Below are 22,974 nucleotides of genomic sequence, written 5' to 3' on the forward strand. Positions count from 1 at the left end.
CGTCGGATAACGCTGATGTACACCGCCGCGGTGGATGAGGCGATGCGCCCCTGCCTTACGGCCCCCAGAAGATACCCCTGAAGCCATATGTGGGCTTTGGTATTTCAACGTTCCCGGGTGAAAGGGTCAAGTCCGTTATCCTCCAGCCACCTTATCCAGCGTAAAATGCCGGGCTAAAGGCTTTAAATCGGCCTGCAGGATAGCTTTATCCATAAGATAAAGTGTACATATCGGCTCAGTTTTCGATTCTGGATGCCGCTAATAAAGGTATTTCAGCATACAGAAATCGGGTTCAAATTTCAGTTTCGGCTCTGTTGCATCCAGTTTGCTGACACGCCCATAACGCGCATGAATGTTAGTGATTATCCTCACAGTCTGTCGCCCTGAAACGCCACCTCATGCCTACACTATAAATCCGGAAGAAGAAAAACAAACAACCAGGTTGCCGGGGTGAATATGCAAATCAGGAGGAAAGTAAAGATGTAACGACACCATCACGATGCAATACATTGACCTCAACACGTTACCCGGACCATACGTGATAAACATCACAAATCCTTTGAGTGAAGAACTTAAGATGTGATTTTCATTTCCCGGCACAAACCGTGCCCTTAAAAAACAGGCAACGGATACATCTTAATGCCAGAAGTAAACCTTAATTGATTGAATACAGCCTGAGTCCATTGCAAAAATAACACACAGGGTAAATTCGCATATACAGAACCCAACGAAAAGCAAAAGAAACCTGTAACACATTTCGTTTACCTGTCACTTTCAATTGTAAAAGCCAGCAGAAAAAGCGCATATAACTATATTTATCCCTGCGGGGACTTTTGTTTGTGCTATATATTTTTTACAGAGAACCGCAACGCGTCCAAACACAAGAATATATTTACCTCTGGAAAATGGTCTGACTCCCTTTCACGTGGTTGTAGTGACCTGTTCTGTGATTCATGTAATGTCTTTTCTGGATGAGGAAAATATGTCATCACTGATATTTTATACAGACGAAGCACAAGCACTGATTGTAACAGATACCCTTGCCGTCACCGATAATGGGGAGCCGTTATCTTTTGTTTCCAAAGCAGGTTACATCCCCCAGCTAAGAACCATCATAGCAGGAACGGGGGCAGGTGGATTTTCTAACACGGTTGCTTGAAGCATCAACCAGAATGGTCGTATCAGGTATACAAAATCTCAATTATCATACATCGGCCTGTCTAAGGAGGCTGTGGAAACAATACAAGCATGACCATGCAATTCCCTCTTCTTCAACGGTGACAACCAGTGTTTATCAGTTCGCAATTTGCGAGGAAACAGGAAATATCGTTTCGTTCGCCTATCGCTCAGTCCATGATTTCGAATCAGAGCAATTACAATACGGAACAGGAGTAAAACCTGAGTGCCAAATCTTGGATGGGGATTTGTTGCAGACAATTCCTGTAATGATGAATGAACAAAGGGCTATACAGGCGACATACCCACACCCGGAACGGATCCATATTGGCGGTGAGATGATTGCGCATTATCTGACATCATCTATGTATCAATGCTTTAAGATTGGGGAATTTGAGGATTTCAGAACTCAGGGAGAGTATATATTGAGCAGGATTTAGGCAAAACGCGGTTCAGATAAAGTGCTTTTAACAGGCTTGCTGAACATTAAAAGGATATCTCTCAATTACGATGAATAGCTTGAATTCTAAAAATAGAAAAGTAGAGTTTAACTCTAAATACATAAAAACAAGAGTAAAAGAGCAGCCGCCGAAGCAGCCGCGCATGATGTTGATCGAGAAGCGGATCATCTCATACGCCGGGATGCGCGCGTTGCCGTATGACGGGTGCGGCACACGCTTGTACGGCAGGGCAAACACGCTGTCCATCTCTTCGGTAGAGAGCGGGATCGCCGGGGGGTTAACCCAGATGTAGCGCTCGCCGTGCTTTTGCATCAGGGCACGCGCACAGCCCGGGTTGGTTTCGTGGTGCAGAATACGCGACGCGTGCGCATAAAGGACCTTGTCGCCTTTCACCTTCTCAAAGGAGGGCAGCAGCACGTAGGTCTTTTCCCACGGCTTTGGACGCGGCGGCTGCACGACGATGGCTTTCGCTTCGGCCTTCTTCGGCGCTACGGGTTTGTTATCCGCACACGGCAGATCTTCGCCGTACGGATGCGGGATCGGGTCGATTTTACCCGGCATGTCGATGATACGGGAATCCACCCCTTTCCAGCCCGGCAGCGCCTCTTTCACCATGATGGCGGTATTGCGCACGTCGCGGATGTCACCCACCGGCTCGCCCTGGGCCAGACGGTGCGCCACTTCCACCAGCGGACGTTCGCCGTTGCCGAAGATCAGCATGTCGGCTTTGGAGTCCACCAGCACCGAACGGCGCACGGTATCAGACCAGTAGTCATAATGCGCGGTACGGCGCAGGCTCGCTTCGATACCCCCGAGGATGACCGGCACGTCTTTCCATGCTTCTTTGCATCGTTGGGTGTAGACGAGGGTGGCGCGATCCGGGCGCTTGCCCGCCACGTTATCCGCGGTGTAGGCGTCGTCGTGACGCAGTTTGCGGTCGGCGGTGTAGCGGTTGATCATCGAGTCCATGTTGCCGGCGGTGACGCCGAAGAACAGGTTCGGTTTACCCAGACGCATAAAGTCGTCTTTGCTGTTCCAGTCCGGCTGGGCAATGATCCCGACGCGGAAGCCCTGGGCTTCAAGCATACGACCGCAGATCGCCATGCCAAAGCTCGGGTGATCGACATAGGCATCGCCCGTCACCAGGATAATGTCGCAGCTGTCCCAGCCAAGTTGGTCCATCTCTTCACGAGACATCGGCAGGAAAGGTGCCGGTCCAAAGCAGGCCGCCCAGTACTGGGGCCAGGAGAAGAGGTCACGATCCGGCTGGATCAGGGAAATGGCGCTCATAATGCTTCCGAAGAAAAAATAATCAAAGGGCGGCGATTATACGCTGTTCTTCTGCCATAAATGAAGGGGGGAAATGCGCCAAACTGGCGCCAGGTTAACGAAACTTTTACAAACCCTGTAAACAACCTGCCATAATGCCGCCTGCTGGCGAATTACCCTGACAATACTCAGGTCTTTGCCAGTTTATGCACAGCAAAAAAAGGCTATAACGGGGAATTTCACTTTGCGACGCAACCGCTCTTCTCAGGTTTCTCAGCTACAGGTCGTACTGCATCTGTGCGGATTTTTAGTATTGCTTTACAGCTTCTCGATGCTGCCGCCGATGGCCATCGCGCTGGCAAATAAAGAGCGCAGCTATCTGGCCTTTTTAAGCACCTTTGTGACCTTTTTCACCCTCGGCGGCGGCACCTGGCTGATGACCCGCCATGCCGGGATCCAGCTGCGCACCCGCGACGGGTTTGTCATTATCGTCCTGTTCTGGTTTCTCTTCTCAATAATTAGCGCCATGCCGCTGTGGATGGATGACGTTCAGGAACTGTCGCTGGCGGATGCGCTGTTTGAAGGGGTATCGGGGATCACCACCACCGGGGCGACGGTGATTGGCGACGTCAGCGCTCTGCCCAAATCGTACCTCTACTATCGCGCCCAGCTTAACTTTATCGGCGGCCTCGGAGTCATCGTGCTGGCGGTGGCGGTACTGCCGTTCCTCGGCATCGGCGGCATGAAGCTTTATCAGTCTGAAATGCCGGGGCCGTTTAAAGAGGAGCGGCTCACGCCCAGGCTGGCGGATACCTCGCGCACCCTGTGGCTCACCTATCTGCTGCTGGGGCTGACCTGCACCCTGGCCTACTGGCTGGCCGGAATGTCTTTTTTCGACGCGCTGTGTCATGGACTTTCTACCGTCTCCCTCGGCGGTTTTTCCACCCGTAGCGAAAGTATCGGCTTTTACGACAGCCATGCGGTAGAGCTGGTCGCCGGGCTGTTCTCCCTGCTCTCCGCCTTCAACTTTACCCTCTGGTATGTGGCCATTGCCCGCCGCACGCTGAAACCTTTTCGCCGCAACCTGGAGCTGAAGTTCTTTCTGGTCGCCGCCGCCATCATCACTCTGATCACCGCCTGGCAGGTGTGGCACGCAGGCATGTACAACATTCCTGACAGTCTGGTGCATGCCTTTTTCCTCGCCAGCTCGATGATGACCGATAACGGCCTGTCTACCGGCGACTATGCCCAGTGGCCCGCGCACACCATTTTCCTGCTGTTGCTGGCCAGCTTCTTCGGCGGCTGTGTCGGCTCAACCTGCGGCGGCATCAAGGCGCTGCGCTTTCTGATCATGTTCAAACAGTGCCGTCAGGAGCTGCATCAGCTCGGCCATCCGCGCGCCCTTCTGCCGGTGCGCATCGGCAAAAGCGTGGTGAACGAGCGCGTACTACGGTCTGTCTGGAGCTTCTTCTTTCTCTACGTGCTGTTCACCGCCTTTTTTATCTGGGCGCTGAATCTGATGGGGTACGATCTGTTCACCTCCTTCGCCACGGTCGCTGCCTGCATCAACAACATGGGGCTGGGGTTCGGTGAAACCGCGTCGACGTTCGGCACGCTGACGGAAGGGGCAAAATACCTGATGTGTATGGCGATGATTCTGGGGCGTCTGGAGATCTATCCGATTCTGATCCTCTGCTCGCGCTTCTTCTGGCGAGCATAGAAACAGTACGCCCGGCAGGGATGCCGGGCGGAAAGAATTACGGGGCCGGGTTCACCAGCAGCTGTCCCACCGAGCCTCGATCCGCCATCTCCAGCGTCTGGCTGTGGAACAGGAACGGGAAATGCGGCCACGAAGGTTGCCCGTAATAGACCAGCAGCTCCACCTGCCCGTCGACCCAGACGGTATCTTTCCAGCCGCGATCTTCCGGGAACGGCATGGCGCCGTTGACGTTGCGGATCAGGAAACTCACCCCTTCGATGTGGAACGACTGCGGCATGTCGGCGCGCACCGTCCAGCGCTCCCAGGAGCCCTGCTGGGCGGTGATGTCGATACGGTTCACGTCCCACAACTGGCCGTTAATGCCCGGATCGTCGCCGAGGCTGATATCCCGGCTGCGCACCGGCGTGCCGCCGAGGATCTCTTCCGGCAGCAGGCGCATCGGCAGGGTATCGGTGACCAGCGGCAGCAGGCCGGTTGGACGCAGGGTTAACACCAGGGTGGAGACCAGAATGCTCGACGGCTCAAAGAAGCCGCGCAGGCGGTCAACGATGCCTGCCGCCTCACCACAGGTAACCGACACCTCTTCCCCGTTGGTCATATCCACGAGGATTTCGCGCCGCTCGCCCGGGGCCAGCGCCAGCTGCTTAACCGACACCGGTGCCGGTAAAAAGCCCTGATCCCCGGCGATCACGTGCAGCGGGCGGCCATCGCTCATCTGCAGCTGATAGCGACGGGAGTTGGAGGCATTGAGCAGACGCAGGCGCACCCAGCCGCGGGATACCTCGACATAGGGGCTTTGCGCGCCGTTAACCAGCAGCGTATCGCCAACAAAACCGCCGCTGCCCGGCTCGCTGTACTCCGGCGTGCCGAAGTTATCCAGACGCTTATCCTGAATAATGAGCGGGAAGTCATCGACCCCGTAATGATTGGGGATCGGCAGAGATTTGCTGACCTCATCCTCTATTAGCCACATCCCGGCCAGGCCGTTGTAGACCTGCTGCGCGGTGCGGTTCGGGGTATTGGCGTGATACCAGAGGGTAGAGGCGCGCTGGCGGACCGGCAGAACCGGCGCCCAGTCGGCGCTGGCGGACATCATGCGTGGGGCGCCGCCCAGCAGCGGACCCGGCACCTGCATACCGCTGATGGTCATGGCGACGTTATCCGCCAGGCGGTTGCTGTAGATCAGTTTGACGTCATCGCCGCTCCAGACGCGCACCGTCGGGCCCAGGTAGCGCCCGTTGATGCCCCAGACCGAGGCCCGCGTGCCCTGAGTGAATGACCAGTGGGCGCGCTGCAGCGTCAGGAACAGAGGCTGTCCGCGGCGGGATTCGAGTAACGGCGGGATGGGCAGCTGCGGCTGCTGCCCGGCGGCGTTTGCCCTCAGCGGAACCGCGCCTGCACAAAGGGCGATCCCTGATGCCTGAATAAACTGACGGCGACTGAGTGACATATTGGCTCCATGTATAAACGTGCTAACAACACGGGAATTCGTTTTCCCTTTAAGCCGGCTTAAACCTTGCCAGCGGCTTCGCGCTCGGCGACTTCTTTATCGAGCTCAGCGATTTTATTCAGCATTAATTCGCGGCAATGTGCCGCCAGCTCGCGCACCTGATCTTTGCCATATTTACTGACATCCACTGGCGGCAGCATCTCGACAATCACCAGACCGTTACGCAGACGGTTGAGGTTTATCTTATTCGATGTATTGGAAACACACACTGGAATAATCGGAACGCCTGCCGCAATTGCGGCATGAAACGCGCCAGTTTTGAACGGCAGCAGGCCGCGACCCCGGCTGCGGGTCCCTTCCGGGAACATCCAGATGGAGATTTTGCGCTTTTTGAAGTGGTTCACCACTTCGGCAATGGTGCCATGCGCTTTGGCGCGGTTGTTACGGTCAATCAGCAGGTTGCCGGTCAGCCAGTAGAGCTGGCCGAAGAACGGGATCCACAGCAGGCTTTTTTTGCCCACGGTAACGGTTGGCGGCTGCACGATTTTCGCCGCGGTGACCATGTCGTAGTTATTCTGATGGTTACCGATATAGATAGCGTTGCCATAGCTCTCTGCCCCTTCCGGCAGACGGGTCTCGACTTTCAGGCCAAACAGCGGCCCCAGACGGGCAAACATGTGGCCAAAGGTGGCAACGTGCTTTGGATTACGCGGGCTGAACAGGCAGTAAACAGAGCCGAAGATACAGACCAGAATGCAGTAGATAACGGCAATAATGGCACGAACAATTAATAGCATAGCGACCTCAAAAACCCCTGACAGCTGACAATTATACTGCAACTGGAAGCGGGTAACTCTTTTGTTTTTATAACGGATATTTTTCGCAAGCCCCCTCCTGAACGGAGGGGGAGAGACGCTGTTACTCTGCGGTGTCGTCCGCGTTACCACGGTTCGGAGAGTCGATCTCCACGCGGTCAATACGCTGCAGGCCACGCATCAGCGATCCCCTGCGACCACGTTCGCCCACCACTTTCTGCAGCTCTTCCGGACGCAGTTTGATTTTGCGTTTACCCACATGGATGGTCAACGTGCTCTGCGGTGGCAGAATAAAGAGGTGCGCCAGGCTGTCCTCTCCCGCTGCCGCATCCGCCGCGGAGATGTTGATAATCTTATTGCCTTTGCCTTTCGACAGCTGCGGCAGATCGCTGAGCGGGAACATCAGCATGCGGCCGGCAGCGGTGATCGCCAGCAGCATGTCGCTCTCGTTTTCAATCACCAGCGGCGGCATGACCCGGGCATTGTCCGGCAGGCTGATCAACGCCTTGCCCGCACGGTTACGCGAGATCAGATCGTTAAAGGTACAGATGAAGCCGTAACCCGCATCGGAGGCCAGCAGCAGCTTCTGCTCATCGCCTTCCATCAGCATATGTTCGACGGTCGCCCCCGGCGGCAGCGTCAGCTTGCCGGTGAGCGGCTCGCCCTGCCCGCGCGCAGACGGCAGGGTAATAGGATCGATGGCATAGCTGCGCCCGGTGGTATCGATAAAGGCCACCGGCTGGTTGCTCTTGCCCTTCACCGCGGCTTTGAAGCTGTCGCCCGCTTTATAACTCAAGCCCGGCGCGTCGATGTCGTGACCTTTGGCGCTGCGCACCCAGCCGCTCTGTGACAGCACAATGGTCACCGGCTCGGACGGCTGCATGTCATGCTCGCTCATCGCTTTGGCTTCTTCGCGCTCGTGCAGCGGTGAACGGCGATCGTCGCCGAAGGCGTCGGCATCGGCCTGCAGCTCTTTCTTCAGCAGGGTGTTCATCTTGCGCTCGGAGGCGAGGATCGCCTGGAGCTGATCGCGCTCTTTTTCCAGCTCGTTCTGCTCACCGCGGATCTTCATCTCTTCCAGTTTGGCGAGATGGCGCAGTTTCAGCTCGAGGATCGCTTCGGCCTGGGTTTCGCTGATGCCAAAGCGCGACATCAGGGCCGGCTTCGGCTCGTCCTCGGTGCGAATGATCTCAATCACTTCGTCGATATTGAGGAACGCCACCAGCAAACCTTCAAGGATATGCAGGCGCTTAAGCACTTTCTCCAGACGGTGATTCAGTCGGCGGCGCACCGTATCGCGGCGGAACGTCAGCCACTCGGTGAGGATCTCCAGCAGGTTTTTCACCGCCGGACGGCCGTCGAGGCCAATCATGTTCAGGTTGATACGGTAGCTTTTTTCCAGATCGGTGGTGGCGAACAGGTGGTTCATCACCGGCTCCATGTCCACGCGGTTGGAGCGCGGCACGATCACCAGACGGGTCGGGTTCTCGTGGTCGGATTCGTCGCGCAGGTCATCGACCATCGGCAGCTTTTTGTTGCGCATCTGGGTCGCGATCTGCTCCAGCACTTTCGCGCCCGAGACCTGGTGCGGCAGCGCGGTGATGACCACGGCGCCGTCCTCTTTGGTCCACACCGCGCGCATGCGCACGGAGCCGCGACCGTTCTGGTAGATTTTGCGGATTTCCGCGCGGGAGGTGATGATCTCCGCTTCGGTCGGGAAGTCCGGCCCCTGTACGATATCCAGCAGCTCGTCCAGCGAGGTCTTCGGCTGTTCAATCAGGGCGATCGCCGCTTTCGCCACTTCACGCAGGTTGTGCGGCGGGATATCCGTCGCCATCCCGACGGCGATGCCGGTGGTGCCGTTCAGCAGAATGTTCGGCAGACGCGCAGGCAGCATCTTCGGCTCCTGCATCGTACCGTCGAAGTTCGGTACCCACTCCGCGGTGCCCTGGCCCAGCTCGCTGAGCAGCAGTTCGGCATATTTAGAGAGACGGGATTCGGTGTAACGCATCGCCGCGAACGACTTCGGATCGTCCGGCGCGCCCCAGTTCCCCTGGCCGTCGACCAGCGGGTAACGGTAGGAGAACGGCTGGGCCATCAGCACCATCGCTTCATAACAGGCGCTGTCGCCGTGCGGATGGTATTTACCCAGAACGTCACCCACGGTACGGGCGGATTTTTTAAACTTGGCGCTGGCGTTCAGGCCCAGCTCAGACATCGCATAAACGATGCGGCGCTGAACGGGTTTCAGGCCATCTCCAATAAACGGCAACGCCCTGTCCATGATGACGTACATGGAGTAGTTCAGGTAGGCGTTTTCCGTAAATTCATGTAGCGCGAGGCGCTCTGCCATATCGCTCATTTAATGGGATTCCTCAACTCAGAAACCTGCTGGTTTCAGGCAATATTGCCGCAGATACTACCTCATCTGGCGAGTCGAGTCACAAAGAAAAAGGGCCGGAATACCGGCCCCTCGGTGGGTTATTTATTCAGCTTGATAACCTGTTTCACGTCGATTTCGAAATCGTTCCACTCTTTATCCACTTTGCCCTGCAGTTCAACCTTATCCTGCGGGGTAATGGTCTGGCCGTTCCAGTGCTTGTTGTCGATCTCCACGTTTACCGTGCCGCTCTCATCGCGGAAGGTGTAGCGGTCATCAGACAGCCGCTCGGTGATGTTTCCGCGCAGTTTCACCCAGCTGTCGTCCTTCATATCCTTGACCTTCTGCGCCGTGGTGAGGTTGGCGTCATTATCGACAAAACCACCCTGCTGGGTTTGCGTCTGGGTTGCCGTTGCGGATGGGCCGTTAAACCCGCCCTGCGCCGCAAAAACCGGCGCGGTGGTGATCATCATGATGGCAGCAATAGCAGCGAATTTTTTCATCTTAACTCTCCCTTTAATGTCGTTTCGCAGTCCATTAAACAGGGTAAACCTTAACGACTTCTTAAGCGGAAAATTTAAATTTTTTTACTGTACAGCCGGGCGTTACAGAGGGTTTACTGGCGGCATCAGGGAGGGAAATATGCGCATTTTACTGGTAGAAGACGACAAACTGATTGGCGATGGCATCAAGGCCGGGCTGACGAAAATGGGCTTCAGCCTGGACTGGTTCACCGACGGTGACACTGGCCGCGCGGCGCTCTACAGCGCCCCCTATGACGCGGTGGTGCTCGACCTGACGCTGCCGGGTCTTGACGGGCTGCAGATCCTGCGCGAGTGGCGGGAAAAGGGGCGCAGCGAGCCGGTGCTGATTTTAACCGCGCGGGATGCCCTCGACCAGCGCGTCGAGGGGCTGCGTCTCGGGGCCGATGATTATCTCTGTAAACCCTTTGCCCTGATCGAGGTGGCCGCCCGCCTCGAAGCGCTGGTGCGCCGTAGCCACGGGCAGGCGCACAGCGAACTGCGCCACGGCGGCGTGACGCTCGATCCCTCCCGTCTGGTGGCTGCGCTCAATGGCGACACCCTGGTGCTGAAACCGAAAGAGTTCGCCCTGCTGGAGCTGTTAATGCGCAACGCTGGCCGCGTGCTGCCGCGCAAACTGATTGAAGAGAAGCTCTATACCTGGGATGACGACGTCTCTAGTAACGCCGTGGAAGTCCACGTTCACCATCTGCGCCGCAAGCTCGGCAGCGACTTTATCCGCACCGTGCACGGCATCGGTTATACCCTGGGTGATGCATGAAACTGACCCAACGCCTGAGCCTGAAGCTGCGCCTGACGCTGCTGTTCATGGTGCTGTCGCTGGCGGCGTGGTTCGCCGCGAGTATCGTCGCCTGGCATCAGACCACTGATAAGCTCGATAAGCTATTCGACACCCAGCAGATGCTGTTTGCTAAACGGCTGCTGACGATGGATCTCGACGAGATCCGCGCCCCGGCGCGCATGCGCGAGGTGCCAAAAAAAGCGAAACACGGCCATCTGGATGACGACGCCCTGGCCTTCGCCATCTACACCCCCGACGGCAAAATGGTGCTGAACGACGGCGAGAACGGGCGCGACATTCCGTATCACTATCGCCGGGAGGGTTTCGACAACGGGCGGCTGGACGACGATAACGACGAATGGCGATTCCTGTGGCTCACCTCACCGGACGGCAAGTACCGGGTGGTGGTCGGCCAGGAGCGGGAGTACCGCCAGGAGATGGCGCTGGACGTGGTGCGCTCGCAGCTCACGCCGTGGCTGGTGGCGCTGCCGGTGATGCTGCTGTTGCTTATCGTGCTGCTGAGCCGTGAACTCTGGCCGCTGAAAAAGCTGGCGCACACCTTGCGCGCCCGCTCGCCGGATGCCACCGACCGGCTGGCGACGCACGGCGTGCCCGTTGAGGTTCGCCCGCTGCTCGACGCGCTGAATCATCTCTTCGCCCGCACCCAGGCCATGATGGCCCGCGAGCGCCGCTTTACCTCGGATGCCGCCCACGAGCTGCGCAGCCCGCTTACCGCCCTGAAGGTGCAGACCGAGGTGGCGCAGCTGTCGCTGGACGATCCTGAGGCGCAGGCGAAAGCCCTGATCCAGCTGCATGCCGGTATTGACCGGGCATCGCGGCTGGTTGAGCAGCTCCTGACGCTGTCGCGCCTGGATTCGCTGGAGAGCCTCGAGGATGTGGGATCCCTGAACATGGCCGAACTGCTTCAGTCGGCGGTAATGGATAGCTATCATCCGGCGCAGCAGGCCGGGATCGAAATGCGCCTGAATATTAACGCTCCGCAGGTCTCGCGTCCCGGCCAGCAGCTGCTGCTGAGCCTGCTGGTGCGCAACCTGCTGGATAACGCCGTGCGCTACAGCCCACGCGGCAGCGTGGTGGATGTGACCCTTGATAGCCGCAGTTTTACCGTGCGTGACAACGGTCCGGGCGTTGCCCCCGCCGCGCTGGCGCGGATCGGCGAGCGTTTCTATCGCCCGCCCGGGCAGGAGCAAACCGGCAGCGGGCTGGGGTTGTCCATCGTGAAGCGGATTGCCGCCCTGCACCGGATGACGGTCACGCTCAGCAATGCACCGGACGGCGGGTTTGCCGTCACCCTCGGCTGGTAGGAGATTATTGCGTTTTTAGCAAAAGACTTTGCACATTTTGCTCATTTTACCGCACCGCTGTCGCGCGTAGAATGGCCCTCAGACTCGCTACTCTGAGGACAACTTAATGAGCAATATTCTGATTATCAACGGCGCGAAAAAATTCGCCCACTCCAATGGCCAACTGAATGACACCCTGACCGAGGTCGCGGACGGTTTCCTGCGCGACGCCGGACATGATGTTAAGGTCGTGCGCACCGACGGCGAATACGATATCCAGGCCGAAGTGCAGAACTTCCTCTGGGCTGACGTGGTTATCTGGCAGATGCCAGGCTGGTGGATGGGCGCGCCGTGGACCGTGAAAAAGTACATGGACGATGTCTTTACCGAAGGTCACGGCTCGCTGTACGCCAGCGACGGCCGCACCCGTTCCGACGCCTCGAAGAAGTACGGTTCCGGCGGTCTGATCCAGGGCAAAAAATACATGCTCTCCCTGACCTGGAACGCCCCGATGGAAGCCTTCACCAAAGAAGATCAGTTCTTCCACGGCGTGGGCGTTGACGGTGTTTATCTGCCGTTCCACAAAGCCAACCAGTTCCTGGGAATGGAGGCGCTGCCGACCTTTATCACTAACGACGTGATCAAAATGCCGGACGTGCCACGCTATATCGCAGAATATCGCAAGCATCTGGCTGAGATTTTTGCTTAACTGGTAGCATGTTATCAGGAGAAATGACCATGCTTACCGTTATTGCTGAAATCCGTACCCGTCCTGGACAACATCACCGTCAGGCGGTGCTGGATGAGTTCGCGAAGATTATCCCAACCGTTTTAGAAGAAGCCGGCTGCCACGGCTATGCGCCGATGGTGGACACCGCCGCAGGCGTCAGCTTCCAGACTACCGCCCCGGACTCCATCGTGATGGTTGAGCTGTGGGAAACCGTGGCGCACCTCGAAGCGCATCTGCAGACTCCGCACATGAAGGCGTGGAGCGAAGCGGTGAAAGGTGACGTTCTGGAAACGCATATCCGTATTCTGGAGAGCGGGGTTTAACCCTCACCCCAACCCTCTCCCAAAGGGAGAGGGAGAAAATCGTAGGCCCGGTAAGCGTAGCGCCACCGGGCTTTTTTTATCACCTTAAAGCGCACCTGCTATGCTTATTCCTGATTTCATTGTTATCTGGAGGAAGGAATGGGAATTTTTAACTTCGTTAAAGAAGCAGGTGAAAAGCTGTGGGACAACCTGACCGATCACAAAGGTCAGAGCGATAAAGTCTCGGAGCATCTTAAAAAGCTCAATATCCCGGGCGCCGAGAAGGTGCAGGTCAACGTCAACGACGGCAAGGCCGTGGTGACGGGCGACGGGTTGACCCAGGAGCAGAAAGAGAAAATCCAGGTCGCGGTGGGGAACATCGCCGGGGTCAGCGAGGTGGAAAACAGCATCACCGCCACCGACACCCAGCAGGAAGCCACCTACTACACGGTTAAATCGGGCGACACCCTGAGCGCCATCTCCAAAACCGTGTATGGCGATGCGTCGAAGTACAACAAAATCTTTGAAGCCAACCGCCCTATGCTCTCCAGCCCCGATAAAATTTATCCGGGCCAGACGCTGCGTATCCCTGAAGCCTGAGGATAAGCTACCCCCTCTCCTCTGTCAGGAGAGGGGAAAATGACTACCAGTACAGTTTCCAGCTCTGGGTAAAGCGCACCAGCGCTTCGACGTAGAAGTAATCTCCCCAGCTGGCACACTCATCCACGCCTTTATTGCTGGCGAGGTGGTACACCGAGTGCTTCAGCACGCCGTTGCCCTTCTCCTCTTTGCCCATCAGATAGTGCTTCGTCAGCGACGACATAATGCCTTTCGCCCACGCCAGATAGCGCGCCCGGTCGGGGTCGGTCACCGGCAGGTGCTTCACCAGCTCCAGCAGACCGCAGACCGCAATCGCCGCCGAGGAAGCGTCGCGCAGGGCGTCGGTGCCCACCAGGGCCAGATCCCAGTGACAGACGTAATCTTCCGGCAGGCGGTTGAGGAAGTAGTTCGCCAGCCGCTTCGACAGGGCGATCATCGTCTCGTCGCCGGTGTAGATGTAGCTCAGCAGGAAGCCGTAAATCCCCCACGCCTGGCCGCGCGACCAGCAGGAGTCATCCGCATAGCCCTGCTGGGTATTGCCGTAGCGCGGCGCGCCGGTGACCACATCCATATAGTAGGTGTGGAAGGTGGAGGCATCTTCACGAATCAGCCAGGTCGCGGCCTGCATCACGTGGGCTTTAGCGGCCTCGGCAAAGCGCGGATCGCCGGTCTGCTCGGTTGCCCAGTAGAGCAGCGGCAGGTTCATATTGCAGTCGATGATCATTCGTCCTGCCTGCTCCGGATCGGAGAGATCGCCCCACGCCTGGATGATCTTCGCCTTCTCGTGGAAGCGCTCCAGCAGGGCTTCCGCCGCCAGCAGCGAGAAGCCGCGCGCCTCGCGGTTACCGGTCAGTCGCCAGTCCGCCACGCAGGAGAGCGTATACAGGAAGCCGAGATCGTGGGTGTTGGTGTCGCTGCGCCCGGCAATGCGCAGGCCAAACGAGCGGGTGTGCTTGCGGGCCATCGCGCGAAACTTCTCGTCGCCGCTCATCTCCCACGCCAGCCACAGCTGCCCGGTCCAGAAGCTGGTGGTCCACTCGACGTTATCGGTCAGGGGATAGAACCCCTCCCGGCAGGTTTCTGCCGGGAACTTGTCGCCGAATTCCGTTAAATGACGGCTAATCAGGTCGAGGATGTGGCGGCGCGCCGAGCTTAATTCATCGCTAAAGGCATGTTCATCCACGGGCACAGGAATATCGCCCAGGTGCTCCTCAGTGATACGACTTAACATAATTCGGTTCCTTCTTTGACGGCGTAAATTAGTGGTGTTCTGCAACGTTCAGCGTTTTTGCCCCGCGCCATTTGCTCTGGCAGGCGGATAACGTGAAGGCGGAAATAAGGGTGAAGGTCAGCGCCGTAGCGCCCATGATGATATAGGTCTGCTCAAAGCCGATGCGGTCATACATATATCCCGCAGGGGAAGAGACCACCACGTTGCCGACGTAGAGCATCGCCTGATAGCCCAGCAGGTACATAGTGGCGTTGACGCGTTTATCGAAATGTTCGGCGATATATTTAAAGACCGACACCAGCAGGAGACAGATTTCCAGGCCGTAGAGCGGCTTGAGAACGGAAATAAGCAGGTGCGAATCGCACATCCCGGAAATAATCAGCCGCGCCCCGACAATCAGGCCAACAATTAATAACCCGCGTTTGGCGCCAATAAAGTTCACGAACAGCGGGATCACCATATACATGACGAACTCCATCCCCGACTGGACGGTGCCCAGATAGCCAAACACCGCGTTGCCCTGGTGAACATCATCGAAGAAGGTGACGAAATAGCGCGAGAACTGCTGCTCGGCGATAAACATCATCCACGCCACGCCCGCCACGTAGAGGCAGAAGGCCCAGAACTTGCGGCTGCGCAGTAAGGCATAGACATCCGCCGGGGCGATTTTCTCTTTGGTCAGCACCTCACCGGCGTGCGCCGAGTTAGTGTTCACCTTCAGGCTCAGGAGGACAATCAGCATGATCACCGACGCCACGCTGCCCATAATGAAGTTGTACGCCGGAGAGAGGTTAAACAGCAGGCCGGAGAACGAAGATGCCACCGCCCAGCCGAGCGATCCCCACATGCGGATCTGACCAAACTCCATGCCGTTGAGACGGCTGAAACGGTCGGAATAGGATTCGCACGCCGCCACGCCCGCATACCAGGCGAAACTTAAATAGAGCGCGCCGATAATAATCCCCAGCATGGTGTTGGACATTAACAGCGGCTGATAAACGTAAATAAAGAACGGCGCCATCAGGGCGGACATCGCCACCACGAAATAGAGCAGGTATTTGCTCATGCCGATCTTATCCAGAATATAGCCGTAGATCGGTTTGAGAATAACGGAGAAGACGCCGTTCACCGCAAATACGGTGCCGATGACCGAACCGCTCAGATTCGCTTTTTGCCCGAGCCAGATTGCCAGCAGGCCAATACTGGCCGACCAGGTAAAGAAATAGAGAAAAATAAAACTGCTGATTTTGTAATATTCAGTTTTGTTACTCATACCATCCTCGCCGATATTCAGGGTAAGGCGCTTATAAAATGAACGACAGCTTACGTTCGCTTCCGGACGCGCAAATCACGGCCCGGTTATCTTTTATTTCCAGTTGCGGAGTGTTTGCTTCCTGAATCTCTTCCCCGGTGGCGAGCACCGCGCTGCACAGCCAGCTCTCTCCAGGTAAAAGCGTGGTGGTGAGCACCGGAATGGCGGCACACTCCGCAAACATGATGCTGCTGTTCGGCGGCGTCACCACGCTGTCGGGCTGACGGGTGATGGCCGGCGAGAGATCGACAATCGCGCTGCTACCGTTCTTCGCATTCAGGAAACTGCCGCGTCCGATAAGCCGGGGGGCGGTTTTCATGACCGCAAACCCGCCCTCCACCGTCTGTAGGGTGCGCGCGCTGTTGATGCGGTGCAGGCGCAGATGCCACTCGCCGAACGGCACCAGCCAGCTCTCGATGTGGACGTCATGCCACGGCGACCAGCGCGAAAAGATGAAGTTCTCGTCGACGCGAACCTCCCCGCATTCGCGGCGACCGCGGAAGTAGTTATCGCCATCCGCCAGCAGCAGCATGGAGTCGCAGGCGGCATGCTTAAGGCCGAAGCGTCCGCGCTCGATGGTGAAACCAAAGCGGCTGGAGTAGGCAAATTTGGTGTATTTCGCCTCGGTGTTGACGTAGTTGTTCAGCTCCAGCTGCCCGGCGGTGAGCATCGTGACGTGATCCGCCTGCATCAGGATCTGCCCGGCATGGGGGATGACCCGCTTTTCGGCCAGCGCAGGCAAGGGCTGCTCTTGTGCCTGCCAGAACGGATGGCTCTCCGGCAGGGCCAGGATCAGGTAGGTTTTCAGCGCCCAGTAGGGCGAGCCCGGCGCGTTATAGTCCTCGCACATCGCCAGATTCGGGTAGGCAAAGCCGAGCGTCAGGATGCCGTCGCGATCGGTAATCGGCTGCTGCTGCCACCAGCGCAGATGACGCAGAACGATCCCTTTCACGATGCCCGGCGTGAAGACCTCCAGCCCGGAGAAGGCCACCGCGCTCCAGAAGGCGACCATCGCGAAGCGGTAGGTCAGGCTGCGGCCAAAGGGCACCGATGCGCCGTCTGCGGCCGACATATAGATAAAATCTTCCGCAAACAGCGCTGAGCGCTGGCGCAGCACCTCTGCCCGGGCGTCATCCCCGCTCAGGGTGGCGTAGATCAGGCCGTAAAAGTGAAACGCCATGGAGATGTAGTAGTCTTTTGGCCGACCCGGGCCGTCGGAGTACCAGCCATCCCCCAGATAGTAAGCGTCCATCATGGCGAAGCGGCGATCGATGGCCTGCTGGTCGTACGGCAGCCCCGCGCGCTTAAAGCCAAGCTGAACCATAATGGCGAAGTAGTTCCAGTTGCTGTCCGGCATGGTCGCGTCGGTGATCTGGTTCAGCCAGGCGTGCAGGTTCATCACCTCGCGCTCGCTGAAGCGATCCGTGAGCCTCTCCTGCAGCAGCGCCAGCCCCAGGCCATAGGCCGCCATCTCCACCAGCCGCTGATCGTAAGGCGCGGTTTCGCCCCAGTAGCCTGCGCTTTGTGGGTCGGTGCCCTCTTTAATAGCGGTGATGTACTTGTCGCTGAACGGCGTGCTGTCCCCTGCGGCCATCAGCGGAAACAGCCCCCACAGTACCCGGGACAGCCCCTCCATCTCGGCAACGTCCGTGGCGTAGTGGGCACAGGTATCGCCCAGCGAAAAACGGGAGCTGCCCGCCGGGAACTGCTTGTCCACAGCAGTCAGCAGCCTGTTCAGCGACGCCACCAGACCCTGGCGGGATGACAACGGATTTGATTTTTCTTTGTTTACCGCGCACATAGGCTCGTCCTCGTAATCAACTGCGGCAAAGCATAGTTAATCAGCAAGGTGCAGAAATGTTAGCCGGGTCACAGGAGTGAGAGATGAATAAACCCGCAGTTGAGGAAATTTAAAAAGGTGGTTTATAAAGGGTCAGGAAAAGGAAAAAGTTGAGTTTTATTGCACTATGCGCGAGACCCCGACGGCGGAACACCTTGAGCTGATTGCCCTGAACGATACCATCGTGTCGTTCAGTCGCCTGTTCGCCAACACCGTGCGCTATCACCACTGGCACCAGTGTCTGGAAATTCTCTATGTCGAAGAGGGCTTTGGCGTGGCGATTGTCGATAATCGCCACTACACCATGCGCCCCGGCAGGCTGTTTTTCTTCCCGCCGTTCACCCTGCATAAGGTGATGGTTGATCCCCAGGCTGAGGCGAACTATCGCCGGACCATTATTCATCTCGACCAGCATGCGGTGATGAAAGCCCTTCGCGATTTTCCCCAGACCCAGCAGCGGCTAAAGAAGCTGTCCCGGCGCGGGGGAGAGGCCTGGGTGGCGGACGTGGCGCACTGCCACAGCCATATCGATCATCTGTTCAGCTGCTACCCGCCGCCGCTAAACAGCGAGCGCGTCGCCAGCCTGCTGATCGGCCTGTTCGCCATGCTGCCGCACGATGACGAAGGCCAGCCCGGGAATAGTCAGGGCATCGCCAGCCAGGTGATGTTCTGGCTGGATGAGCACTATCGGCAGAAATTCAGCCTTGATGCCCTGGCAGATGAGCTGGGGAAATCCCGCAGCTACGTATCACGGAAATTTCATGCCGAAACGGGCGAGAAAATTCACGATTATCTGAATACGTTAAGGTTACGCAAAGCCTGCGAGTGCCTGCTGCACTCGGATGCCAGCGTGCGGGAGATTGCCGCGCGGGTGGGGTTTTCGGATGTGACCTATTTTATCAGCGCGTTTAAAAAGGGCATCGGCGAGACGCCCTTACAGTACAGGAAGAATCACACCGGCTGAGAATGTTTATTGCACCGGGATCTGCTGGCGGTGCTTCGCGGGCAGGGTCAGAATAAAGCGCGTGGATTTTATATCTGACTCAACGGATACCCGGCCGTAATGGGCGGTAATAATGGACTTAACGATAGCCAGACCGATTCCGCTGCTGCTTTCATCCTTGCGCTGCCGGGAGGGATCGACCCGATAAAAACGATCGAACAGCCGGGGTAAATGTACTGGCGCAATGGGGGGGCCGGGGTTCTCCACAATAATATGGACTTCCCCCTCCCCGGCGCGCAGGTGGACGGTAATGGTGCCTCCGCGCGGCGTGTAGCGGATGGCATTGGAGAGTAAATTGCTCAAAGCCCTGCGCAGCATCAGTGGGTCACCCTCCACCAGACTGGTGTGCCCTTCCAGCCTGAGCGCCACCCCGCGCTCCTCGGCCAGGGCCTCAAAGAAGTCGAATACCGTGGTGACCTCCGCCGCCAGGTCCAGCGTCTCTTTCTCGGGGATCAGCTGGTTGTTGTCTGCCTGAGCAAGGAACAGCATATCGCTGACCATTTTCGACATCCGCGAGAACTCCTCCAGACTGGAGTACATCACCTCCTCCAGCTCTCTGGCACTCCGCGGCTGGCTGAGGGCGATTTCGGTTTGCGTCACCAGGTTAGTGATCGGGGTGCGCATCTCGTGGGCAAGATCGGCAGAAAAATTGGCCTGCCGGTTAAAGACATCCTCTATGCGCTCAATCATATGGTTAAAGGAGATCACCAGCCGTTCCAGCTCAATAGGGACATCTTCGTTATTTAACCGGACACCCAGATCTGCGGAGCTAATATTCTTGATCTGCTGACTTAAGCTGCGGATAGGTTTATGCCCCTGATAGACGGCAAACAGCACAATAAAGATCACGATAACGCTGATTATCGAGGCCATTATCATCAGCTTATTTTTGAGGTCGTTAATATAATGAAGATGAAAATTGATCGATAACGCCATCAGTAAATTATAGGCCTGGGTGCCATCGGCTTTTTTGCCGATGGGCAGCATCATTAAACGCCAGGTGCTGTTGTCCATCGGCTCGTTATTATGCATTCCCTGATGAGGAGAAGGATCGTGCCATGAGAGGACATTCCCGGCGCGTAACTCACGGGCAAGGGCGGGATCGCGGAGAATAGCGCTCAGATCGGGTCCGATCGCAGACTGGAAAACGGGTCGGTCATCGGTATCCAGCAGCATGACCGAGACGCTGGCGTAGCCTGCGACCACATTTTGCAGGATTTCCAGCCGCTGTTTTTCCGGCTCTTCCTGATGGCTCAGTACCGTCTCCAGCGTGGCGCCAATCTGCTTCATATCGTGAATATCACGCTCTTCAAAATGGGCCTTTACGGAGTGGATCATTATCCAGGTAAAGACAAAAAAAGAGGCGATAGTGGCAAGGCTAATAAAAAATGTCAGGCGCGTGGCCAGAGAAAATGGCCGGGAGGAGCGCTTAAAGATCATCCGGAACCTCAAGCATATAGCCTACGCCGCGCACCGTCTGAATTAACCGCGGCTCAAAGTCGTTATCAATTTTTGCCCGCAGCCTTTTCACTGCCACATCAATGGCGTTGGTGTCACTGTCAAAATTCATGTCCCACACCTGCGAGGCAATCAGCGAACGGGGCAGGACTTCGCCCTGGTGACGAATAAAGAACTCCAGCAGGGTAAACTCTTTGCTGGTCAGCGTAATGCGGGTGCCGCTGCGGGTGACTTTTCGGCTGACCAGGTCGAGGGTTAAATCGGCTACCTGAAACTGGCTTTCGACAATGACGGCAGCGCCACGGCGTAACAGCGTTTTTACCCGCGCCAGCAGTTCAGCAAAGGCGAAGGGTTTCACCAGATAGTCATCCGCGCCCAGCTCAAGCCCTTTAACCCGGTGCTCAATGGTGCCGAGCGCAGTCAGCAGCAGGATGGGCATGCCTTTGTTGGCTGCACGCAACATTCTGACAATGTCCCAGCCGTTCACATCCGGCAGCATGATATCGAGGATCAGCAGGTCATAGTCGGCGGTCATCGCCAGGTGGTAACCATTAAGCCCGTTATCCGTCAGATCGACGACGAACCCGGCCTCGGTCAATCCTTTGGTTAAATACTCACCCGTTTTTTTCTCATCTTCGACGATCAGCAGCTTCATGACGCCCTTCTCCCTGCACCTTATTTGCGAGTTTTTGATTGTAGGGCAGACGGATCGGATAGCAATGGCTTAATCGCAAAATGACAGCTTTGTCATTTTCCTGTCACCCGTCAAACAGAGTCCCTTTTGTAGAGTAAGCCCCACTGAGACATACCCATTATTAAGCGTCCTGTCCGGGCCATAAAAACTATGCACAAATTAAAATTACTGACGCTCAGCGGGATATTTGTTCTGACGGGCTGTATTTCCCTGGCACCGAATTATTCACGCCCTGATTCCCCGGTTCCACAGCAATTTTCCCTTAGCCAGAATCAGCTGGTGTCGACGCCTGCGAATTATCAGGATACGGGCTGGCGGAGGTTCTTTGGCGATCCGCAGGTGAAAAAGTTGATCGGTGAAGCCCTGCTGAATAACCGCGACCTGCGAATGGCGGCACTGAAGGTGCAGGAAGCCAGAGCGCAGTATGGCGTGACGGATGCCGACCGCTATCCGCAGCTCAACGCGACCGCGAGTAACACCTGGAGCGGTAAACTTGCGGACGATAGCGGCACCCGGCAGCAATATCAGGCCGGGCTGGATCTCAATTACGATCTCGATTTCTTTGGCCGTTTAAAAAATCTGAGTGAAGCCGAACGGCAGAACTATTTTGCCAGCGAAGAAGCACGCCGTGCGGTCCATATTCTCCTCATCGCAAATGTGTCACAAGGTTATTTCAGGCAGCGACTGGCGTATGCGCAATTACAGGTTGCTCAGGAGACGTTAGCCAATTACAGGCAGTCATACGCTTTTATAGAGAAACAGCTGGTGACCGGCAGCAGTAACGTGCTGGCGCTGGAGCAAGCGCGCGGGGTTATTGAAAGTACCCGCAGCGATATTGCGAAACGCAAAGGGGAACTGGCACAGGCGAATAATGCGTTACAGCTGCTGCTGGGCACCTATAACACCCTGCCGGATGATACCGCGGTGAGCGAGGTGGATATCAACGGCGTAACGTTACCGCCATCGCTCTCTTCGCAGATCCTGTTGCAACGTCCCGATATTATGCAGGCCGAACATGGTCTGCTGGCTGCTAATGCGAATATTGGCGCTGCCCGCGCGGCCTTTTTCCCCTCAATCACCCTGACCGGCTCGTTATCCGGCAGCAGTACAGATCTTTCAAGCCTGTTTTCAAACGGGATGTGGAATTTTATACCCAAAATCGACCTACCTATTTTTAACGCCGGGCGTAATCAATCCAGCCTGGATTTAGCGGAAATTCGCCAGCAACAGTCGGTGGTGAATTACGAGCAAAAAATAGAGTCCGCCTTTAAAGAGGTCGCCGACACCCTGGCGCTGCGCCAGAGCCTGGCGGATCAACTCGCGGCCCAGAAGCGTTATCTGGCCTCGCTGCAGATTACCCTGCAGCGCGCTCAGACCCTCTATCAGCATGGCGCGGTCAGCTATATCGAAGTGCTGGATGCCGAACGCTCCCTGTTTGCCACCCAACAGACCTTACTCGACCTTAATTACGCCCGTCAGGTCAACGAAATTACCTTATTCACCGCCCTCGGCGGCGGCTGGATTGAATAACGACATCACCCAACTTAAGGAATAGTAATCATGAATATCGTCTCTAAAGCCGTTCTGTTCAGCCTTTTTTCTGCTGTCGCCTTTAGCGCGACAGCCAGTGAGATGAGCACAATGCATGCGGCAGCGCCGGCTGCGCAGCAAGAGCAGATCGTACAGGCCACGGGTGAAGTCAAACTCATCGATCCGGACGCGAAAAAAATCACCATTGCCCACGGCCCCGTCGCCGCGCTGAACTGGCCAGCGATGACGATGCGTTTTACCTTCACCCAGGCATCGCAAATCCAGGGCATAACAGCGGGTGACCAGGTCGAATTTACGTTTATCCAGCAGGGCAATATCTCACTGTTGCAGGATATTCGCCGCCAGGATTAATCGT

The 22,974-nt window shown here is 56.8% G+C and carries 20 protein-coding genes and 1 pseudogene; 11 read left to right on the plus strand and 10 right to left on the minus strand.

Annotated elements, in window-relative coordinates; genetic code table 11:
• Positions 1-958: 958 nt before the first annotated feature.
• On the plus strand, positions 959-1,159 hold the full coding sequence (locus FHN83_RS07970) for a hypothetical protein (RefSeq protein ID WP_139563623.1): 201 nt from the start codon (positions 959-961) through the stop codon (positions 1,157-1,159).
• Complete coding sequence (locus FHN83_RS07975) at positions 1,134-1,616, plus strand: hypothetical protein (protein ID WP_139563624.1); 483 nt, start codon at positions 1,134-1,136, stop codon at positions 1,614-1,616. The genes FHN83_RS07970 and FHN83_RS07975 overlap by 26 nt, the downstream gene beginning before the upstream one ends.
• A 135-nt stretch (positions 1,617-1,751) precedes the next feature.
• Here FHN83_RS07975 and FHN83_RS07980 read toward each other — a convergent pair.
• Positions 1,752-2,927 (minus strand): annotated as a pseudogene (locus FHN83_RS07980) (YgiQ family radical SAM protein); the annotation flags it as partial.
• A gap of 223 nt (positions 2,928-3,150) precedes the next feature.
• Between FHN83_RS07980 and FHN83_RS07985 the strand changes: the two are divergent.
• Positions 3,151-4,626 carry a TrkH family potassium uptake protein gene (locus FHN83_RS07985; RefSeq protein ID WP_139563626.1) on the plus strand — a complete coding sequence of 492 codons (1,476 nt, stop codon included), beginning with the start codon at positions 3,151-3,153 and terminating at the stop codon, positions 4,624-4,626.
• 37 nt (positions 4,627-4,663) lie between these two features.
• Here FHN83_RS07985 and ftsP read toward each other — a convergent pair whose 3' ends face one another.
• The 4 genes from ftsP to FHN83_RS08005 all read right to left on the minus strand — a co-directional run bounded on the left by ftsP (position 4,664) and on the right by FHN83_RS08005 (position 9,774).
• Positions 4,664-6,076 (minus strand): cell division protein FtsP, encoded by a 1,413-nt coding sequence (gene ftsP / locus FHN83_RS07990; RefSeq protein ID WP_039031791.1) that lies wholly within the window; start codon positions 6,074-6,076, stop codon positions 4,664-4,666.
• Positions 6,077-6,135: 59 nt separating this feature from the next.
• A complete protein-coding gene (gene plsC / locus FHN83_RS07995; protein ID WP_039031790.1) occupies positions 6,136-6,873 on the minus strand; it encodes a 1-acylglycerol-3-phosphate O-acyltransferase in 738 nt (245 codons plus the stop codon).
• 121 nt (positions 6,874-6,994) lie between these two features.
• The gene (gene parC / locus FHN83_RS08000) at positions 6,995-9,253 is read right to left on the minus strand and encodes a DNA topoisomerase IV subunit A (protein WP_139563627.1); all 2,259 of its coding nucleotides are present in this window, start codon (positions 9,251-9,253) and stop codon (positions 6,995-6,997) included.
• A 119-nt stretch (positions 9,254-9,372) separates the two neighbouring features.
• Complete coding sequence (locus FHN83_RS08005; protein WP_138370223.1) at positions 9,373-9,774, minus strand: YgiW/YdeI family stress tolerance OB fold protein; 402 nt, start codon at positions 9,772-9,774, stop codon at positions 9,373-9,375.
• A 139-nt stretch (positions 9,775-9,913) separates the two neighbouring features.
• Here FHN83_RS08005 and qseB point away from each other — a divergent pair, with 139 nt between their 5' ends.
• The 5 genes from qseB (at position 9,914) to lysM (ending at position 13,530) form a co-directional block, all read left to right on the plus strand.
• Positions 9,914-10,573, plus strand: a complete 660-nt coding sequence (qseB, locus tag FHN83_RS08010; protein WP_139563628.1) for a quorum sensing response regulator transcription factor QseB — start codon at positions 9,914-9,916, stop codon at positions 10,571-10,573.
• On the plus strand, positions 10,570-11,919 hold the full coding sequence (qseC, locus tag FHN83_RS08015; protein WP_139563629.1) for a quorum sensing histidine kinase QseC: 1,350 nt from the start codon (positions 10,570-10,572) through the stop codon (positions 11,917-11,919). The genes qseB and qseC overlap by 4 nt, the downstream gene beginning before the upstream one ends.
• Positions 11,920-12,025: 106 nt before the next feature.
• The gene (locus FHN83_RS08020) at positions 12,026-12,607 is read left to right on the plus strand and encodes an NAD(P)H-dependent oxidoreductase (protein WP_139563630.1); all 582 of its coding nucleotides are present in this window, start codon (positions 12,026-12,028) and stop codon (positions 12,605-12,607) included.
• A 29-nt stretch (positions 12,608-12,636) separates the two neighbouring features.
• Entirely contained in the window at positions 12,637-12,951 is a 315-nt protein-coding gene (locus FHN83_RS08025) for a putative quinol monooxygenase (protein ID WP_039031847.1), read from the plus strand.
• 138 nt (positions 12,952-13,089) lie between these two features.
• Complete coding sequence (gene lysM, locus FHN83_RS08030) at positions 13,090-13,530, plus strand: peptidoglycan-binding protein LysM (protein WP_138370227.1); 441 nt, start codon at positions 13,090-13,092, stop codon at positions 13,528-13,530.
• A gap of 43 nt (positions 13,531-13,573) precedes the next feature.
• Here the strand turns inward: lysM and FHN83_RS08035 are convergent, their stop codons facing one another.
• Genes FHN83_RS08035 through FHN83_RS08045 form a run of 3 tightly spaced genes read right to left on the minus strand, consistent with a single transcriptional unit; the run spans position 13,574 to position 17,874 of the window.
• Positions 13,574-14,761, minus strand: coding sequence for a glycoside hydrolase family 88 protein (locus FHN83_RS08035; RefSeq protein WP_139563631.1), 1,188 nt, complete (start codon positions 14,759-14,761; stop codon positions 13,574-13,576).
• A 28-nt stretch (positions 14,762-14,789) separates the two neighbouring features.
• Entirely contained in the window at positions 14,790-16,034 is a 1,245-nt protein-coding gene (locus tag FHN83_RS08040) for an oligosaccharide MFS transporter (RefSeq protein WP_171029962.1), read from the minus strand.
• Positions 16,035-16,065: 31 nt separating this feature from the next.
• The gene (locus tag FHN83_RS08045) at positions 16,066-17,874 is read right to left on the minus strand and encodes a DUF2264 domain-containing protein (RefSeq protein WP_139563632.1); all 1,809 of its coding nucleotides are present in this window, start codon (positions 17,872-17,874) and stop codon (positions 16,066-16,068) included.
• Between the two features lie 166 nt (positions 17,875-18,040).
• Here FHN83_RS08045 and FHN83_RS08050 point away from each other — a divergent pair, with 166 nt between their 5' ends.
• A complete protein-coding gene (locus FHN83_RS08050) occupies positions 18,041-18,877 on the plus strand; it encodes a helix-turn-helix transcriptional regulator (protein ID WP_139563633.1) in 837 nt (278 codons plus the stop codon).
• Between the two features lie 6 nt (positions 18,878-18,883).
• Here FHN83_RS08050 and FHN83_RS08055 read toward each other — a convergent pair whose 3' ends face one another.
• Both FHN83_RS08055 and cusR read right to left on the minus strand, forming a co-directional pair.
• A complete protein-coding gene (locus FHN83_RS08055; RefSeq protein ID WP_139563634.1) occupies positions 18,884-20,356 on the minus strand; it encodes a Cu(+)/Ag(+) sensor histidine kinase in 1,473 nt (490 codons plus the stop codon).
• A complete protein-coding gene (gene cusR / locus FHN83_RS08060) occupies positions 20,346-21,029 on the minus strand; it encodes a copper response regulator transcription factor CusR (protein WP_039031778.1) in 684 nt (227 codons plus the stop codon). Before cusR ends, FHN83_RS08055 begins: the two co-directional genes overlap by 11 nt.
• 189 nt (positions 21,030-21,218) lie before the next feature.
• Between cusR and FHN83_RS08065 the strand changes: the two genes are divergently transcribed.
• Complete coding sequence (locus FHN83_RS08065; RefSeq protein ID WP_139563635.1) at positions 21,219-22,598, plus strand: efflux transporter outer membrane subunit; 1,380 nt, start codon at positions 21,219-21,221, stop codon at positions 22,596-22,598.
• A 30-nt stretch (positions 22,599-22,628) separates the two neighbouring features.
• The gene (cusF, locus tag FHN83_RS08070; RefSeq protein ID WP_139563636.1) at positions 22,629-22,970 is read left to right on the plus strand and encodes a cation efflux system protein CusF; all 342 of its coding nucleotides are present in this window, start codon (positions 22,629-22,631) and stop codon (positions 22,968-22,970) included.
• Positions 22,971-22,974 lie beyond the last annotated feature (4 nt).

Source organism: Leclercia adecarboxylata (assembly GCF_006171285.1).
Classification (GTDB): Bacteria; Pseudomonadota; Gammaproteobacteria; order Enterobacterales; family Enterobacteriaceae; genus Enterobacter; species Enterobacter barmai.

What these genes read in the sequence shown, in the direction of transcription:
- FHN83_RS07970 (WP_139563623.1), top strand. Translation starts at nt 959, where the DNA reads ATGTCTTTTCTGGATGAGGAAAATATGTCATCACTGATATTTTATACA.
- ftsP (WP_039031791.1), bottom strand. Translation starts at nt 6,076, where the DNA reads ATGTCACTCAGTCGCCGTCAGTTTATTCAGGCATCAGGGATCGCCCTT.
- plsC (WP_039031790.1), bottom strand. Translation starts at nt 6,873, where the DNA reads ATGCTATTAATTGTTCGTGCCATTATTGCCGTTATCTACTGCATTCTG.
- parC (WP_139563627.1), bottom strand. Translation starts at nt 9,253, where the DNA reads ATGAGCGATATGGCAGAGCGCCTCGCGCTACATGAATTTACGGAAAAC.
- FHN83_RS08005 (WP_138370223.1), bottom strand. Translation starts at nt 9,774, where the DNA reads ATGAAAAAATTCGCTGCTATTGCTGCCATCATGATGATCACCACCGCG.
- qseB (WP_139563628.1), top strand. Translation starts at nt 9,914, where the DNA reads ATGCGCATTTTACTGGTAGAAGACGACAAACTGATTGGCGATGGCATC.
- qseC (WP_139563629.1), top strand. Translation starts at nt 10,570, where the DNA reads ATGAAACTGACCCAACGCCTGAGCCTGAAGCTGCGCCTGACGCTGCTG.
- FHN83_RS08020 (WP_139563630.1), top strand. Translation starts at nt 12,026, where the DNA reads ATGAGCAATATTCTGATTATCAACGGCGCGAAAAAATTCGCCCACTCC.
- FHN83_RS08025 (WP_039031847.1), top strand. Translation starts at nt 12,637, where the DNA reads ATGCTTACCGTTATTGCTGAAATCCGTACCCGTCCTGGACAACATCAC.
- lysM (WP_138370227.1), top strand. Translation starts at nt 13,090, where the DNA reads ATGGGAATTTTTAACTTCGTTAAAGAAGCAGGTGAAAAGCTGTGGGAC.
- FHN83_RS08035 (WP_139563631.1), bottom strand. Translation starts at nt 14,761, where the DNA reads ATGTTAAGTCGTATCACTGAGGAGCACCTGGGCGATATTCCTGTGCCC.
- FHN83_RS08040 (WP_171029962.1), bottom strand. Translation starts at nt 16,034, where the DNA reads ATGAGTAACAAAACTGAATATTACAAAATCAGCAGTTTTATTTTTCTC.
- FHN83_RS08045 (WP_139563632.1), bottom strand. Translation starts at nt 17,874, where the DNA reads ATGTGCGCGGTAAACAAAGAAAAATCAAATCCGTTGTCATCCCGCCAG.
- FHN83_RS08050 (WP_139563633.1), top strand. Translation starts at nt 18,041, where the DNA reads ATGCGCGAGACCCCGACGGCGGAACACCTTGAGCTGATTGCCCTGAAC.
- FHN83_RS08055 (WP_139563634.1), bottom strand. Translation starts at nt 20,356, where the DNA reads ATGATCTTTAAGCGCTCCTCCCGGCCATTTTCTCTGGCCACGCGCCTG.
- cusR (WP_039031778.1), bottom strand. Translation starts at nt 21,029, where the DNA reads ATGAAGCTGCTGATCGTCGAAGATGAGAAAAAAACGGGTGAGTATTTA.
- FHN83_RS08065 (WP_139563635.1), top strand. Translation starts at nt 21,219, where the DNA reads ATGCACAAATTAAAATTACTGACGCTCAGCGGGATATTTGTTCTGACG.
- cusF (WP_139563636.1), top strand. Translation starts at nt 22,629, where the DNA reads ATGAATATCGTCTCTAAAGCCGTTCTGTTCAGCCTTTTTTCTGCTGTC.